We start from the raw sequence: 14,727 nt of genomic DNA, 5'->3' as shown, positions 1-14,727 counted from the left end.
CGGTGACCGACGCCGAGTACGTGAACATCTGGATGCTGCCCGAGCGCCCGGCCCGCGGGCCGAAGCCGGGTTACAGCCGCGCGCAGATCACCGATGCGGCGATCCGGATCGCCGACACCGAGGGGCTGGAGGCCGCCACCATGCGGCGGATCGCCGCCGAGATCGGCGCCGGCGCGATGTCTCTCTACCGGTACGTTCCGAGCCGCGACAACCTGGTCGAGCTCATGGCCGACCGGATGCAGGGCGAGATCGACGTCACGGGCATGCCCTCAGGAGACTGGCGGGCCGACCTGACCCGCTACGCCGACGGGCTGCGGGCCATGTGGCTGAGGCACCCCTGGATCGGCGCCGTTCAGCGGTCACTTCCCAGCTTCGGCCCCAACCAGTTGCTCCTGATCGAACGGATGATGGGAGTGCTCGACCCCTTCGTCTCCATCGACGAGAACCTCGGCCTCATGGCCATGCTGAACAGCTACATCGAGGGCGTCGTCCGGGAGGAGATCAGCTCGGCCAGGGAGGTCCGCCGCAGCGGGCTCAGCGAGTCGGAGTGGATGACGCGGAACTACCCGTACATCGAGGGGCTGGTGAAGAGCGGGGAGTACCCGATCTTCACCAAGATCGTGATGGAGGCGCGTCACCCGCACCTGAGCCGTGACGACCAGTTCCGGGACGGGCTCAGGCGCGTCCTCGACTTCATCGCCACGGCCCTTCCCGCACCGGGCTAGAGGTTCCTCTTCTCGTGGCCGATCTTCCCCAGGTTGGGGTAGCGGCTGTTGCACCAGGCGTAGGACTCCTGGTTGCGGCCCACCCACGAGCCGTAGTACACGGCCTTCTTGCTGTAGTCGTTCCAGCACTCGATCCGGACGCGGACCCAGCCGTAGCCCGCGTTGCACCTGGCGAAGCCGCCGTCGCCGGAGCTGCCCGTCATCTGGCCGCTGTAGCACTTGGTGATCGGGGCGGGGTCGGCGTGCGCGGCCGCGGGAACCGCGACGATGCCCAGGACCAGGGCGGCTGTGGCGGTGAGCTTCTTGAGCATGGTTTTCCCTCTTCAGCGTGATCTTGGGCGTCAGAGGCTACAGAGGGTGGCTTTGGATTCGCTTTCGAGCTCTGAGCGGTGATCGCGCCTGGTCACCGCCGGATGCGCGCTTCGCGCGGGCTCAGCAGCGCTGCCCGTTGAGGAGGTTGATGGTGGCGTTGAAGTTCACCGTGATGCAGTGGTAGGTGCCGGAGGGGATCGAGACCGTGCCGCCGCCGGGGCCGGCCGGACCGGTGCACCCGCTGGCGATGATGAAATATCCCAGCATGTCGGACAGCAGGAAGCGGTTGCCGCTGGCGCACGTGTAGATCGCCGCCGCCGCGGACGCCGGCGGAGTGGTGATCGTGCAGGCCAGGGCGGCCGCCATCGCGGCGGCCACGATGCTCCTTCTCATGGTGTCCCTTCCGGTCGGGGGTCCCGGCGCCCCGCTGGGCGCCGGGACCGTCAGGAGATGGCGGTCAGGAACGTGTGATCTTCACGTCGTCCACGCCCGCCTCGATCAGGCTGGCCGTACCCGCGTCGGCCGTCTCGACCAGCAGCCGGACGGTCTGTCCCGCGAAGGAGGACAGGTTGATCGTCGCGGGCTGCCAGGCGCCGGCCCGGTTGGCGGCCGAGCCGAGCTGCTGCAGCACGACGGTGTTCGTCGAGCCGGACACGACGCGGACGCGGAAGTAGTCGGCGCTGCTCGCGTTGCTGAGATGCGCCAGATACCACGACAACGTCAGCGTGAGCGTCCCGGACGGCAGCGCGATCTCCGGCGAGCGGATGCTCGTGGCCCCGCCGTCGACGTCGTGCGTGCCCGCCCCGCTGCCGGCCAGGCGGCCGGTCACCAGGTCGTTGACGCCGCTGACGGTGGTGCCGAGCTGCAGGCCGATGCCGGAGCTCGTGGCCGCCGGGTCACCCCGCTCCCAGGCGCCGGACGTGGCGGTGTCGGTGCCCGAGGCGTTCGTGGTCCAGCCCAGCGAGGTCTCGAACGTGTCGTTGAAGACCACGTTGCTGATCGTGCCCACGTTGAGGGTGAACGGGGCGGTGCGGTCCATCGAGGTGCCGTCACCGGTGACGATGACGTTGTAGGTGGCGCTCGGTGTGCCCGCCGGCACGTTGATCGTCATCGTCGAGGACGCGCCCGACGTCACGCTCGGCGGGTTGAACGTCGCGCTCACGCCCGCGGGCAGGCCGGTGGCCGAGAAGGTGACCGTCTGCGCGGGCGGCGTGGTGGTCGCCGTGCTCACGGTCGAGGTCGTCGTCTGACCAGGCTGTACGGTGGCCGACGTCGGGTTCAGCTCCATCGAGAAGCCGGGGCCGCCGCCCTGGCAGGTGGCCGGCTCACCGGCCGCGGCCGGCACGCTCACGGCCAGCCACGCGGCCTTGGTGGCGTCGAACTCGGCGCAGGAGCCGGGGAACGACTGGATCGCGGCCTCCAGCGAGGCCTTGCGGGCCAGCGAGTGGGTCCACGTCGCGGTCTTGCGCAGCAGCGTGGCCATGAAGATCTGGCCGGCCTTGCGCGGGCCCAGCCCGGTCAGGGTGGTGGAGTTGCAGGTCGGGCTCTGCGGCTGGCCGTTGGTCGGGTTGGTGCCCTCGGCCAGCAGGTAGAACCAGTGGTTCTGGACGCCGGCGGCCGCGTGGACCTCCATGTTCGGGACCGAGGCGGAGAAGCAGTTGGGGTTGCCGGAGATCAGCGACGGCTGGTGCATGTAGCGGATCGGGCCGCTGCCCACCAGGTTGACCTCTTCGCCCACGCTGTAGTCGGGCGGGTCGAGGTTGGCCGGCTCGTTGGCGAACCACTCGGTCAGCGCGCCGAAGATGTCGCCGGTCGACTCGTTGAGGCCGCCCTTCTCGTTGCTGCCGGTCGAGCCGCCGGGGGTGGTCTGGAAGATGGCGTGGCCGTACTCGTGCGCGACGACGTCCATCGGGGTGACCTGGCGCTGGTTGTCCTGGGAGCGGCCGAAGTTCGTGTAGCTGCCGTTCCAGTAGGCGTTGACGGCGTTGAGGCCGACTCGTGCGGGGAAGCCGCCGCCGGTGCCGTTGATGCCGTTACGGCCCAGCCACTGGCTGAGCATGTCCCATTCCTTGCCCGCCGCGAACAGCGTGTCCACGCAGGCGGTCTCCAGGTTCGTGCCGGAGCCGTTGCCCCAGTTGTCGTCGGTCCCGGTGTACGCCGCGCCGTCCTGGCCGCCGCACCGGATTCCCGTACGGACCGGGTCCGTCATCGAGAAGCTGGAGCCCGAGCCGGAGGTGCCGATGGTGACCGGGTTGCCGTTGTAGTAGCTGTTGCCGGTGCCGTCCATGACCAGGTCGGACTTCTCGATGACCTGGCCGTTCATCGCGTCGACGAACACGTGCAGCTTCGTCTCGCGTCCCTTGTCGGTGCCGTCGACCCGCACCTCGTACGCCAGGCGCCCCGCACCCTCGGCGAAGACGCTGAGCTGCGGCGCGGAGACCGAGGCGACCTCGGGAACCAGGGCGCGCGCGACGTCGGCCGCCCGGTCGGCGCCGATGGCCGGCTTGGTGGCGACCTCCAGCGCCTGGGTCTGCGCGATGGACGTGCTCAGCACGCCGCCCGCGGAGTCGGTCACGACGACGAAGTCGCCGCCGCGCACCGGCAGGCCGGCGTGGGTACGGGCGTAGGAGACGTAGTTGAGTCCGTTCTGACCGGCGGTCACGCCCTGGCGGACGAAGGCGTCCTTGGGTGAGACGCGCAGAGCGCCGGGCTCGGACTCCACCAGGCGGTCGGCCGCCTGGACGGCCGCGGTGGCCGGGTCCGGAGGTGCGGCGGTCTCTGCCGCCAGGGCGGTCTGGCCCGAGGCGATCGAGGCCGACATCGCCACGAGCAGGCTGGTGGTGCTCGCGACGAGCGCTAACGCGAGTTTGCGTTTCACGCGGTGCTCCTTCTGGGTGAGCGGCCGCGGCTGGGGGTACGTCGGCCGCCGGGGGGTGTGCGAGATCTCCCCAGAGATCTCTGGCGTCGCTCCGCGGTGATCAATCAGGAAGGGAGGAAGACGGAGCTTCCTGCATCTGACGTGAGATCTAAAAGGGCGTCAATATGTGCGGAAATACTTGGAAATTCATCGACGACAGATGCTGTATCGGTCCAAAAGCATCCAAAACCCGCTGAACAGCCATTTCCCACCCAGGGCGGCGTGCCCGTAATCCGTTACGGCCTTTCTTCGCGCCCGTTTCTGGCTCCACCCAGTATTGACAAGTAAAGACAACCGGAATTGCACCCCGCCGCCCCGCCCCCCGGCGCCCCCATCTCCAGCTCGCCCTGAGAGCGTCACCTCGGGTCGGTCCGAGGGTGTCACCCCGCAGGTCTTCTCCACGAAGAATCCGTCTGAGAATCCGTCTGAGAAGCGGCCACACCCTGGCCGCTTCCCTTGCGAGGGTGGTCACCGAGGAACCGACGAGCAAGGAGCCGATCATGTCCGTCAACTCTGTGACCCACCTGAACTTCCGCGGCGACGCCCAGGCCGCGCTCACCTTCTACCAGTCCGTCTTCGGCGGCCAGATGGTGGCGGTGACGTACAAGGACGCGGGAAACGTCCAGAACCCCACCGAGGCCGAGCAGGTGATGTGGGGCCAGGTGGCCGCCGACAGCGGCTTTCGCGTCATGGCCTACGACGTCCCGTCGCGCCTGCCCTGGAACCAGGGGGAGAACGCGTTCTTCGTCTCGCTCCGCGGTGACACGGCCGAGGAGGTCGCCGCGTACTGGGAGAAGCTCTCCGACGGCGCGACCGTCCAGCAGCCGCTGGGCCCCGCGCAGTGGGCGCCCCTCTACGGAATGCTGAAGGACCGGTTCGGCGTCACCTGGGTCGTGGACGTCGTCAGCGAGTGAAGGGCTGAGGAGAGGAGGCCGTCGCCGATGACTCCGGCGGCGACGGCCGCCATGCCGGTGCCGGCGGTGCGGGCATGGCCGCGCGGGGCGTCTCACCCCTGCCCGTTATGGGCGCCTCCGATGCCCGAGGGGCATCTCACCCAGCCCGTACGGCGAAGCGGTCGCCAAGGCCGGTCAGCTCCACGAGTCGCGTCACCGCCGTGGAGACCTCGCCCAGCACCAGCGAGACCCCTCCCTGCGCGGCCAAGGTCGCCAGCCCCACCATCGCGCCCAGCCCGGCCGCGTCGATGAACGACACCTTCGTCATGTCCAGCACCACCCGGCGCACGCCCCGGCCCACGATCTCCAGCACATACCGGCGCAACTGCCCGATGGTGGCGATGTCTATTTCTCCTGCCACGCTGACCGTGGCCGTGCCGTCCCGCTCCCGGGTCGAGAGCGTCAATGCGTCCATGGATGATCTTCCACAATCCCAGGCGGCAGCGCGGAGCCGGGTCGCCGAGGTGGCGCAAGGTCCGACGACACGGAAGATCGACAAAAGAGTGCTTAAGTAGATTACACCTCCTGGAGGCGCGCGGACCCGTCCGGTAATCGTGACCTTGACCGTCGGTCAGTCAGGCCGGATAATTCGCCTGCGACTGAATGTTGGGCCGCCGCCATGGCGGAGAAAATATGTACCGCCCCAGACCCCGGCGGGCGAGCTGTCTCATCACTTGGTGAAACGGTGAGGGTCTGTGATGACCGCAGGGAAATCGCCGCTCCCCGAGCATGGCACGCCATTCCTGATGGCCGATCGTTTTACCGGCTCCTCCTTGCACATGATCCGGCACGCGACGGCCGAGCACGCCGAATCCCTCGGCCTCAACGGGGTTCGGTTGCTGGAGTTCGTGCTGGCCGTTCACGAGAGCGTCGCCAACGTGGTGAAGCACGCCGGCAATCACGGCGAGATCCAGTTGTGGCGCAGCGACGGTCACGTGCACTGCACGATTTCCGACCGCGGCCCCGGCATTCCCCTCGACGGGCTGAATGTCTCCCGGATCAGCCCCGACGCACTGGGCGGGCGCGGACTGTGGCTGATCCATCATCTGGTCAGCAGCGTCGACATCACCACCGGCGAGGAGGGCACCGTCGTCCATCTGGCGGTCGAACTTCCCGCTCATGGAACCGGAATGAAGCACATCCGGACGAGCCCGCCTCCGCCGGAAACCGAATTCCGCACCGAATGGACCCGCTGAAAAACGCCACCGGCCGGGTTACCTTGATGGCGGATCATCCACAGGGAAAGCCCGGGAGGAACGTCATGAAGATCAGGCGAGGGGTTTTAGCGGCGGTGCTGGCCGCCGGCGTGCTCGCTCTCGGCTCGACCCCGGCTCACGCCATTCCTCCTCCTCCGCCGGGGGGCGACAACCTCATCGTCTTCACCTACTACAGCGGGGAACAGGTCATCGGGCAGCGCTGGTTCGGCTGCAACCAGCCCGCGGGTCAGTGGGGAACCCTGAACGGCACGCTGCGGGTCTTCTTCACGCCCTGCTGAGCCGTACCCGATTCAGTTCATCACCGGCAGGCCGCGGTCCAGGCCGGTGATGCGCAGGAGCCGGGACATGAACGGACGGGGTGCGGTCAGCACCACCGTGATGCCCAGCGGCCTGGCGCGGTGCTGGATCCCGACCAGGACGGCCAGGCCGGAGGCGTCGCAGAACGACACCTGGGACAGGTCGAGGACGAGCAGGTTCGTGCTGGAGTCCAGCGCGCCCAGCAACCGGCGGCGAAGCGCCGCGCTGGTGAAGATGTCGATCTCACCGGTCAGGCGAATGACGGTCGGCGTCGACGGTTCGGCGATGCCAGACATGACGGCCATGAAAGGTCTCCTTTCGGAGAAACCGATGCGGGATCACACCGCGGTCGGCAGGCGCGTGAGGGCGAGGAGGTCGTCGGCCGTCAGGTCGGCGGTGTGCCGGGCGGCGCGCGTCAGGGCGTTCTGGGCGGGTCCGGCGGCGGTGTCCGGCGGGATGAGCAGCAGGGCCACCGGCTCGACGGCGGCGAAGAACAGCACGACCACGTGCGGGTCCGCGCCGCGGAAGCGGCCGACGCGGACGAGTCGCCCGCGTGCCGGGATCCGGTCCGGTATGTGTCGCCACGCGTCCGGGTGCAGGCCGACCAGCAACGTCGTGCGCCCCAGCCGCTGGTCGCCGGCGGCGACGAGGCCGGGCAACTCGGCGGCGGCGTCGCGGGAGCGAGGCCACCAGGCACCGTTCACGACGGCTCTTCGGCTGGGCGTAGGGTCAAGGCTGAGCCGCGGGACGGGGTGGAGCGGTAGAAGTGTCGGCGTCATGTTCGTCGCCTGACCTGTCCGGGCCCGCGCAAACGGGCCGGTGGTGAATCGCCGGGGGCGACGCCGACCTGAGTGCCAACGCTCGAGATGTCCTCGGTAACTGCACCTTACCTCACCTTTCGAAAGCGAAGCCCAGGGCCTGGCGCATCAGTCCGGGCAGGTCGGCGTGGCCGTCGCTCTCGGCCCAGCGCACCAGCGCCACGTGGGTGGCGCCCAGGCAGGCTCCGGCCGTGGCGCGTACGCGGAACTCCTCGGCGGGGTCCGGCGACGGGCCGCAGAGCGCGGTGACGATCGCGGACTGGGTGGCGTACTGGCTGTCCAGGTGGTGGGCGCGCAGTGCCGGGACGGAGATCATCAGGCTCAGCCGGGCCAGGAGCATGGCCTTCTCGGCGGCGATCGCCGTGGCGGCCATCTCGACGAGGGCCAGGCCGATGCGCTCGTGGAGCGACTCGGTCTCGGGCCGGGCGGTGACGGTGGCGGCGGTCACCTGGTCGTAGTCGTCGTACAGCACCAGGTCCTCTTTGGTGGCGAAGTGCCGGTACACGGTCATCGCGGAGACGCCCGCCGCCTCGGCCACGCCGGTCACGGTCGTCGCGTCGTAGCCCTGGTCGAGGAAGAGGCGGATGGCGTGCGCCTGGATCGCCTGTCTTGTCTCGATACGGCGCCGGTCACGCAGGCTCGTCATGTGGTAGACAGTACCAAAGTGGTAGTAACTAACATTTCTGGAGGGTCCGATGACACGACTGATCGGCAAGACCGCGCTGGTGACCGGAGCCTCGCGCGGCATCGGCCGTTCCATCGCCGAACGGCTCGCCGCCGATGGCGCCCGCGTCGCCGTGCACTACAGCACCAGTGAGGCCGAGGTGGCCGAGACGGTCGACCGGATCGGCGAGCGCGCCTTCCCGGTGCGGGCCGACCTCGCCACCATGGCCGGCGTGGGCGAACTGGCCGACGCGCTGGCGGAGCGCGAACTGGACATCCTGGTCAACAACGCGGCCGCCCCGCCCGCCGGGCCGATCGAGACGGACACCCCTGAGCAGTTCGACCGGTTGTTCGCGGTCAACGTCAAAGCCCCGTACTTCCTCATCCAGCGGCTCCTGCCCCTCATGCGGAACGGCGGGCGGATCATCAGCATCTCCACCGTCGCCACCCGCATGGCCTATCCCACGCAGACCTCCTTCGCCATGACCAAGGGCGCGCTGGAGACCATGAGCCTCTCCCTGGCCCAGGCGCTCGGCAGCCGCGGCATCACGGTGAACGTCGTCGCCCCTGGCGCCACTCGGACCAGCGCCAACGCCTCCCTCTTCACCCCTGAGGCATCGGCCTTCTTCGCCGCCCATACGGCGCTGGACCGGGTGGGCAGGGCCGAGGACGTGGCCGACGTGGTGGGATTCCTCGCCTCCGACGCGGCCCGATGGGTGACCGGGCAGGTGGTGGACGCCAGCGGCGGCGTCCACCTGGGGCCGCGCATCGGCTGACTCAGAACTCCTGGTGGACGGCCTCGATGGCGGCCAGCGTGTTGCGCAGGTGCTGGAGGGTGACGGCGATGATCCCGTCGAGGTCACGGGCACGGTAGAGCTCGACCAGGCGGCGGTGCTCGGCGTTGGCCTCGCCGACCTGCTCGGGACGCGCGTCCAGGGACAGGCTGACGTAGGCCGAGGCGCTGGCGCGCAGGCTGCGTAGCGTCTGGGCCAGCTTGCCGTCGTCGCCCTCGTCGGAGAGCAGGCCGTGAAAGCGCCGGTTGAGGTCGACCCAGACGGACAGATCCGGCTCGACGGCCATCCGCTCGCACAGGTCAGCCGCCGCGGCCAGCCGTTCGTCGGTGACGGCGGCGAGCACCCGCTTGATCATGAGCGGTTCGAGCGCCATGCGCATCTCGTAGATCTCGCGGACCTCGTCCAGATCGAGGCTGCGCACCACGGCGCCCCGGTGCGCGTCGAGGTAGATGAGCCCTTCGGTGGCCAGGTCGCGCAGCGCCTCCCTGACCGGGGTGGTGCTGACGTCGAGGTCGGCGGCGATCTCCCGCTGCAGCAGCCGGGTGCCGGCCGCGAGCTCACCCGAGAGGATGGCCGTGCGGATCCTCTCCCTGGCGTACTCGTGCGCCGTCCTTGATCGGTTCGGCTGCTTGTTGGGCAACACTTTTCGCCTCCGATCCGGCTGGACGCGGCCACGACAGCGCCCGTTCAGCATAGCCGCCACCGCGTGCGACGATCGCCGACGGTATCTCGGCCGGAGGGGTGCCCGAGGCCAGCAGCAGCCACAGCAGCAGCCGGGCCTGGCGCGGGTTGAGCCGTCCCGCGGTGATGACGCCCCGGCCGATCAGGTCGGCTTCGGAGCCGGGGAAATCGTAGGCGGCGCGCAGGGTGCTCCCGGCGCCGGTCCTGGTGGCGAGCACGACCGGGATCTTGGCCGCCGCCTTCTCGATGGTGTCGGCCAGGGCGGGTGAGACGTGGCCGACGCCGTACGCCGCGATCACCGCGCCGTCGAGCCCGGTGTCGAGCAGGGCCCGCAGCGCGCCGCCGTCGTCGCCGAGGTGCGTCTCAAGCAGAGGGACAAAGGCCGGTCCCGACGGGTACGGCAGCGCCCCGCTCCCCACCGGCGCCCCCGCGAACCACGGCGGCGCCCCGCTCCCCACCGGCGCCCCCGCGAACCACGGCGGCGCCCCGCTCCCCACCGGCGCCCCCGCGAACCACGGCAGACCCTCGACCACGCGCCCGAGCAGCCCGAACTCTCCCGACTCGAACGCCTGCAACGCCCCGGCATGAACCTTGCGGACCCGGTGGGCGGCGTGGATCTCGTCGTTCATGACCACGAGCACGCCGCGGTCGCGCGCCTCGGGATCGGCCGCGGTCCTGATGGCGGCGGCGAGGTTGGCCGGGCCGTCCGCGCCGAGCGCGCCCGCGGGCCGCATCGCCCCGGTGAACACGACGGGCTCGTGCGCACGCCAGACGAGGTCGGCCAGATAGGCGGACTCCTCCATGGTGTCGGTTCCCTGGACCACGACCACTCCGTGCGCGCCGTCGCGGATCGCCGCGGCCGCGGCGCGGACGGCGTCGAGGACGAGGTGGGGGGTGAGCGCGGCGCCCGGGGTGCGGCCGAGGGTCTGGGCGGTGACCCGGATGCTCCGCAACGCCGGTGCGACCGCGCCCAGTAGCGCGTCACCGCCGAGCGTGGGTGCGACCGCGCCGCTCTCGGTCGGGGTCATCGTGATCGTGCCGCCCAGGGACAGGACGCGGACCAGGGGGTCGGTCATGGGCACATCCTCCATTGACAGGTTATGGGGTGCATTTTATAACATCCACATACCTCGGGGAACAGCGAGGCGATGGAGGAGTGATGACAACAGAGAAGACCAAGGCGACACCCGCCCGGCTGACCCGGACGGTGGCCTTGACCACGATGGCCATGCTCGGCGTGTCCTACATTCTGAACGCGATGGACCGGCAGCTCTTCCCGGTCCTGTTGCCCGACATCCGCGCCGATCTCGGCCTGGCCCTGTCCCAGGGCGGGCTGCTCGCGACCGTCTTCACCCTCGGCATCGGCCTGGCCGGCGTCCCGACCGGCATCCTGCTCGACCGCCTGTCCCGCAAGGCGGTCATGGCGATCGGCATCCTGATCTACTCGGGATTCACCTTGCTCACCGCGTTCGCGGTCGGATTCCTCGACATGTTCGCCTACCGGGCCCTGTCGGGCGTCGGCGAGGCCATGCAGATCACCGCACTGTTCGCCGCCGTCGGGGCCTACTTCCACGCCTCACGCGCCCTGGCCCTGGGCTACCTGAACACGGTGTTCGGGCTGGGCAGCGTACTCGGCCCCTATCTGGGCGCCATGCTCGCCACCGCCTCCGGTCACTGGACGACGCCGTTCATCACCTATGGGCTCCTGGGCCTGGTGATGATCGTGGTTCTGTGGTTCGGGGTCCCCAAGGTCTTCTCCGAGCGGGCGGAGCCGGCCGGGACCGCGGCCGCCGCCGGCGGTGCCCATCTGCCGGCGTTCCTGCTCAACCGCAACACCGTGCTGCTCGCGGTCAGCGCCGGCGTGGTCGGCGTCATGCTCTACAGCTACCTCGGGATCTACCCCACCTATCTCCAGGAGGAGCTCGGCTTCACCAGGACCGAGGCGGGCTTCGCCGCCGCCATGTTCGGGTGCGGCGCCATGCTGAGCATCGTCGGCGGATACCTCGGTGACCGCCTCGACCAGCGCCGCTTGATGCTGGTCTGCCTGGTGGGGCTCAGCGTCGTCGGCCTGGTCATGTTCCACGTACCCGGCGGGCACGGCATGCAGTACACCCTCTCGTTCGCCGAGGGCGCGCTGGCCAGCGGTGTGCTGTTCGTGAACCTCTACTCGGCCATTCAGCGCTCCGTCCGCCCGGAGCTGGCCGGGCGGGTCTCCGGCCTGTTCGTGGCCTGCTTCTACATTCCGTCGGCCTTCGCCGGATACCTGTTCACGGCCCTCAAGGGACACTTCGGCTGGGGCGGCGCGGCGGTGGGCGTGCTGGGGATTCTGCCTATCGTGGCCCTGGCCACGCTCCTGCTGGTGAAAACGGAGAAGGGAACTCACCGATGACGCTGGACCTGCTGATCGCCGGTGGCATGGTCGTCACCCCGGGCGGCCGCCGGCGGCAGAACATCGGCGTCGCCGACGGCCGGATCGCGGTCATCGGCACCGACCGGCCCGCGGCCCGCCGGGAGGTCGACGCGTCGGGCCTGCTGGTTCTGCCCGGCGGGGTGGACACCCACGTCCATCTCATGGACCCAGGCAGCATCGAGCGCGAGGACTTCCCGACCGGTACGGCGGCAGCGGCGGTGGCCGGCGTCACCACCATCGTGGAGCACAGCCACGGCGCGCCCGTGCGCACGGTGGCGGATCTGCGCGGCAAGCAGTCGTACCTCACCGGCCGCTCCAACGTCGACTTCGGGCTGGCCGCGCACGCCTGGCCCGGCGCCGCCGGCGACGTCGCCGGGTTGTGGCGGGCGGGCGTCGCCTTCTTCAAGGTGTTCACCTGCACCACGCACGGCATCCCCGGCCACGACGCCGCCGCGCTGCGCGCCCACCTCAACGCCACCGCACTGGCGGACGCCGTCAGCCTGGTGCACTGCGAGGACGAGTCGCTGACCGCGGACGCCGAGCGTCTGCTGCGCGGATCCGGGCGCACGGACCCCGGCCTGCTCCCCGACTGGCGCGACCGTGACGCCGAAGTCGTCGCAGCGGCTGTCACCGCGCTGCTCGTCAGGCGCGTCGGAGCGCGGGCCGTCGTCGCGCACGTCAGCCACCCCGAGGTCGCCGACTACCTCGCGCGCGAGCGGGCCGGCGGCGCCCGGCTGGGCGCCGAGGGCTGCCCGCAGTACTTCCTGCTGCGGGAGGACGAGGTGCACGAGCACGGGGCGCTGCGCAAGTTCACGCCGCCGGCCAGGGCGCGCACCGACTCCGACGAGGCGTTGATGTGGCGGCTGCTGCGCTCCGGCACGCTGACGCACATGTCGAGCGACCACGCCCCGTCCACCCTGGAGCAGAAGGCCGCCGGCGACATCTGGAACGTTCACTTCGGCCTGCCCGGACTCGACACCACCCTGCCGGTCCTGCTGGACGCCGCCGCCCGTGGCCACCTGAGCCACGAGGACGTCGCCCGCGTGTACGCAGAGACGCCGGCCCGCACGTACGGCCTGTACCCGCGCAAGGGCCGGATCGGTGTGGGGGCCGACGCCGATCTGGTCCTGGTCGATCCCGGCGGCCGGCGCACGCTGGCCAACGAGAACATGCTGTCCAAGGCGGGCTGGACCCCGTACCACGGCCGTGCCGTCACCGGCCTGGTGGTGCGGACGTATCTGCGTGGTGTCCTGATCGCCGAGAAGGGCGAACCTCTCGACGCCCGCGAGGGCCGGTTCCTGTCCGGCGGTGGCGCTTAGGATTGTGGCGGTGCCGAGGGCGGTTGGGGGTGCTTTGGCCGGGGGACCGCCCTTCGGGGAAGAGTTTCCATACAGATCTGGAGTTTTCGATGTCCGTCAGCCGCGTCATGCCCGTCATCCGGTCGAAGGCCCTGCAGGAGAGCCGGGAGTTCTACGGGCTGCTGGGGTTCGAGGAGGTCATGGACCACGGGTGGATCGTGACGCTCGCCTCGCCGTCCACGCCGGCGGCGCAGATCAGCTTCATGACCGGTGACAAGACCGCCCCGGTCACGCCGGACGTGAGCGTCGAGGTGGATGACGTCGACGCGGCGTACGCGGCCGTGCGTGCGAGTGGCGCCGAGATCGTGCACGACCTGCGCGATGAGGATTGGGGGGTGCGACGGTTCTTCGTCCGTGACCCCAACGGCCGGGTGATCAACGTGCTGAGTCATCGATGATGTGCAGGGGCACGTCCTGGCCGATCTGCCACAGGGTGGGGATGACGTGACCTGCCCGCGCCCGCTCGTACTCGGCCTCGGTGAGCGCGGCGACCTGCAAGAACGTGAGCGTGTCCAGGACGTCGAACTCGGGGTCCACGGTCAGGGCCAGCGCCGTCAGTGATCCTCGCGGGTTCATGCGGGTGAGCTGGCCGGGGGCCAGGGGCCGTTCGCGCAGGTCGAGCAGGATGCCGATGCACCAGTCGGGCGGGGCGGCGTCCGCGGGGCCGCGGGCCACGCGGAGGCTGAGCTCGTAGCCGTGCCGGCCCGTCCCGATGGTGATCAGGTGCCAGTGGGGGCGCGGGAGGTCGACCGCGTACGCGCGGATGGCGCCTCCGGCCAGTTCTCCCCACGGCTGGGCCGTGCCGTACGTCTTTTCCAGTGCTGCTTCGATCTTTCCGTGCATTCCTCCCACGGTATGGGATGGGAATGGGCTTGTTAACACCAAGAACATGTGGGTACAACGTGCTCATCAAGGGTGCGCTGTACCCAAGGGGGTGAGGCGAACCAAGGGGTCCACGGCGGAGTCCAAAGTTGCATGATCACCGTGACGCTCTCCATGGTGCTGGCCCTCTCGCCGGCGACCGCGACCGAGATCCCGAAGAACTTCCTGTTCAGCGAGCCCGCCGCACGCAAGGTCCTTTCTCCGGACGACGCGGCCGAAATGGGCTACAAGATCAGCGACAAGCTCACCAGGCCGCTGGAGCTGAACCCGTGCGTACACCGGCGCGCCATCGACCGCGGCCGCCTGGCGGCCCGCACGATCACGCTCTGGACCAGCGCCCCGAGCGGCGAGTCGGAACAACTCGTCCTGTACAAGAGCCCGCGTGCCGCCCACGCCGCGTTCGCCAAGCTGCGCGCCGAGGTCAAGCGGTGCGCGCGCAAGGGGGATCCGGCCTCTCCCGCTCTCAAGATCCGGTGGCGGACGAGCAAGGTCAAGGCGGGCGACGAGTCGATCGGCATGGGCTACCGGACCTGGCAGGACGGCTACGTGAACGAGACGGTCACCGGCGTCGTCGCGCGCAGGGGCAGCGCCCTGATGATCTACACCACCTCCGCCGGCGACTACAACCCGGGCGGGCTGACCAAGACCACCAGGAAGATGGCCGCCAAGGTCTGCTCCCTTCCCGGAGTCTGCTGAACGG

Annotated in this window: 19 protein-coding genes; 9 read left to right on the top strand and 10 right to left on the bottom strand. The window is 69.8% G+C overall.

The features are described from left to right. Positions 1–2: 2 nt before the first annotated feature. On the top strand, positions 3–725 hold the full coding sequence (locus ACIBI5_RS39730) for a TetR/AcrR family transcriptional regulator (protein WP_397254654.1): 723 nt from the start codon (positions 3–5) through the stop codon (positions 723–725). Here the strand turns inward: ACIBI5_RS39730 and ACIBI5_RS39725 are convergent. The 3 genes from ACIBI5_RS39725 to ACIBI5_RS39715 form a co-directional block, all read right to left on the bottom strand. Then, a complete protein-coding gene (locus ACIBI5_RS39725) occupies positions 722–1,036 on the bottom strand; it encodes a hypothetical protein (RefSeq protein ID WP_397254652.1) in 315 nt (104 codons plus the stop codon). The two genes, ACIBI5_RS39730 and ACIBI5_RS39725, sit on opposite strands and share 4 nt — an antisense overlap. Before the next feature lie 121 nt (positions 1,037–1,157). After that, complete coding sequence (locus ACIBI5_RS39720; RefSeq protein WP_397254650.1) at positions 1,158–1,430, bottom strand: hypothetical protein; 273 nt, start codon at positions 1,428–1,430, stop codon at positions 1,158–1,160. 64 nt (positions 1,431–1,494) lie between these two features. Beyond that, a complete protein-coding gene (locus ACIBI5_RS39715; RefSeq protein WP_397254648.1) occupies positions 1,495–3,915 on the bottom strand; it encodes a M4 family metallopeptidase in 2,421 nt (806 codons plus the stop codon). Positions 3,916–4,454: 539 nt separating this feature from the next. On the opposite strand from ACIBI5_RS39715, the gene ACIBI5_RS39710 reads away from it, so the two are divergent. Further along, entirely contained in the window at positions 4,455–4,868 is a 414-nt protein-coding gene (locus ACIBI5_RS39710; protein ID WP_397254646.1) for a VOC family protein, read from the top strand. A 136-nt stretch (positions 4,869–5,004) separates the two neighbouring features. Here ACIBI5_RS39710 and ACIBI5_RS39705 read toward each other — a convergent pair whose 3' ends face one another. Then, on the bottom strand, positions 5,005–5,322 hold the full coding sequence (locus tag ACIBI5_RS39705) for an STAS domain-containing protein (protein WP_397254644.1): 318 nt from the start codon (positions 5,320–5,322) through the stop codon (positions 5,005–5,007). Between the two features lie 283 nt (positions 5,323–5,605). On the opposite strand from ACIBI5_RS39705, the gene ACIBI5_RS39700 reads away from it, so the two are divergent. Continuing rightward, entirely contained in the window at positions 5,606–6,103 is a 498-nt protein-coding gene (locus ACIBI5_RS39700; RefSeq protein ID WP_397254823.1) for an ATP-binding protein, read from the top strand. Between the two features lie 65 nt (positions 6,104–6,168). After that, on the top strand, positions 6,169–6,402 hold the full coding sequence (locus tag ACIBI5_RS39695; RefSeq protein WP_379614326.1) for a hypothetical protein: 234 nt from the start codon (positions 6,169–6,171) through the stop codon (positions 6,400–6,402). A 12-nt stretch (positions 6,403–6,414) separates the two neighbouring features. Here the strand turns inward: ACIBI5_RS39695 and ACIBI5_RS39690 are convergent, their stop codons facing one another. The 3 genes from ACIBI5_RS39690 to ACIBI5_RS39680 all read right to left on the bottom strand — a co-directional run bounded on the left by ACIBI5_RS39690 (position 6,415) and on the right by ACIBI5_RS39680 (position 7,885). Further along, positions 6,415–6,726: an STAS domain-containing protein gene (locus ACIBI5_RS39690; protein ID WP_397254642.1), complete on the bottom strand. Its 312-nt coding sequence runs from the start codon at positions 6,724–6,726 to the stop codon at positions 6,415–6,417. Positions 6,727–6,759: 33 nt separating this feature from the next. Next, positions 6,760–7,200 (bottom strand): DUF5994 family protein, encoded by a 441-nt coding sequence (locus ACIBI5_RS39685; protein WP_397254640.1) that lies wholly within the window; start codon positions 7,198–7,200, stop codon positions 6,760–6,762. A 112-nt stretch (positions 7,201–7,312) separates the two neighbouring features. Continuing rightward, positions 7,313–7,885: a TetR/AcrR family transcriptional regulator gene (locus tag ACIBI5_RS39680; protein WP_397254638.1), complete on the bottom strand. Its 573-nt coding sequence runs from the start codon at positions 7,883–7,885 to the stop codon at positions 7,313–7,315. A gap of 49 nt (positions 7,886–7,934) precedes the next feature. On the opposite strand from ACIBI5_RS39680, the gene ACIBI5_RS39675 reads away from it, so the two are divergent. After that, positions 7,935–8,678 carry an SDR family oxidoreductase gene (locus ACIBI5_RS39675; RefSeq protein WP_397254636.1) on the top strand — a complete coding sequence of 248 codons (744 nt, stop codon included), beginning with the start codon at positions 7,935–7,937 and terminating at the stop codon, positions 8,676–8,678. A gap of 1 nt (position 8,679) precedes the next feature. On the opposite strand, the gene ACIBI5_RS39670 is transcribed toward ACIBI5_RS39675, so the two are convergent. Further along, positions 8,680–9,339, bottom strand: a complete 660-nt coding sequence (locus ACIBI5_RS39670) for a GntR family transcriptional regulator (protein WP_397254634.1) — start codon at positions 9,337–9,339, stop codon at positions 8,680–8,682. Continuing rightward, positions 9,254–10,453, bottom strand: a complete 1,200-nt coding sequence (locus ACIBI5_RS39665) for an asparaginase (protein WP_397254632.1) — start codon at positions 10,451–10,453, stop codon at positions 9,254–9,256. The genes ACIBI5_RS39670 and ACIBI5_RS39665 overlap by 86 nt, the downstream gene beginning before the upstream one ends. A gap of 83 nt (positions 10,454–10,536) precedes the next feature. On the opposite strand from ACIBI5_RS39665, the gene ACIBI5_RS39660 reads away from it, so the two are divergent. From ACIBI5_RS39660 to ACIBI5_RS39650, 3 genes are all read left to right on the top strand, one after another. Next, positions 10,537–11,766: an MFS transporter gene (locus ACIBI5_RS39660; RefSeq protein ID WP_397254630.1), complete on the top strand. Its 1,230-nt coding sequence runs from the start codon at positions 10,537–10,539 to the stop codon at positions 11,764–11,766. Continuing rightward, a complete protein-coding gene (locus ACIBI5_RS39655) occupies positions 11,763–13,106 on the top strand; it encodes a dihydroorotase family protein (protein WP_397254628.1) in 1,344 nt (447 codons plus the stop codon). The genes ACIBI5_RS39660 and ACIBI5_RS39655 overlap by 4 nt, the downstream gene beginning before the upstream one ends. Positions 13,107–13,195: 89 nt before the next feature. After that, positions 13,196–13,543, top strand: a complete 348-nt coding sequence (locus ACIBI5_RS39650) for a VOC family protein (protein WP_397254626.1) — start codon at positions 13,196–13,198, stop codon at positions 13,541–13,543. Here ACIBI5_RS39650 and ACIBI5_RS39645 read toward each other — a convergent pair. Continuing rightward, positions 13,521–13,988: a hypothetical protein gene (locus ACIBI5_RS39645; protein WP_397254624.1), complete on the bottom strand. Its 468-nt coding sequence runs from the start codon at positions 13,986–13,988 to the stop codon at positions 13,521–13,523. The genes ACIBI5_RS39650 and ACIBI5_RS39645 overlap by 23 nt on opposite strands. Positions 13,989–14,120: 132 nt before the next feature. On the opposite strand from ACIBI5_RS39645, the gene ACIBI5_RS39640 reads away from it, so the two are divergent. After that, positions 14,121–14,723 carry a hypothetical protein gene (locus ACIBI5_RS39640; RefSeq protein WP_397254622.1) on the top strand — a complete coding sequence of 201 codons (603 nt, stop codon included), beginning with the start codon at positions 14,121–14,123 and terminating at the stop codon, positions 14,721–14,723. Positions 14,724–14,727: the final 4 nt, after the last annotated feature.

Origin of the sequence: Nonomuraea sp. NPDC050540, assembly GCF_044457485.1 — a bacterium.
Classification (GTDB): Bacteria; Actinomycetota; Actinomycetes; order Streptosporangiales; family Streptosporangiaceae; genus Nonomuraea.
This window is presented reverse-complemented; position numbering and strand designations above follow the sequence as displayed.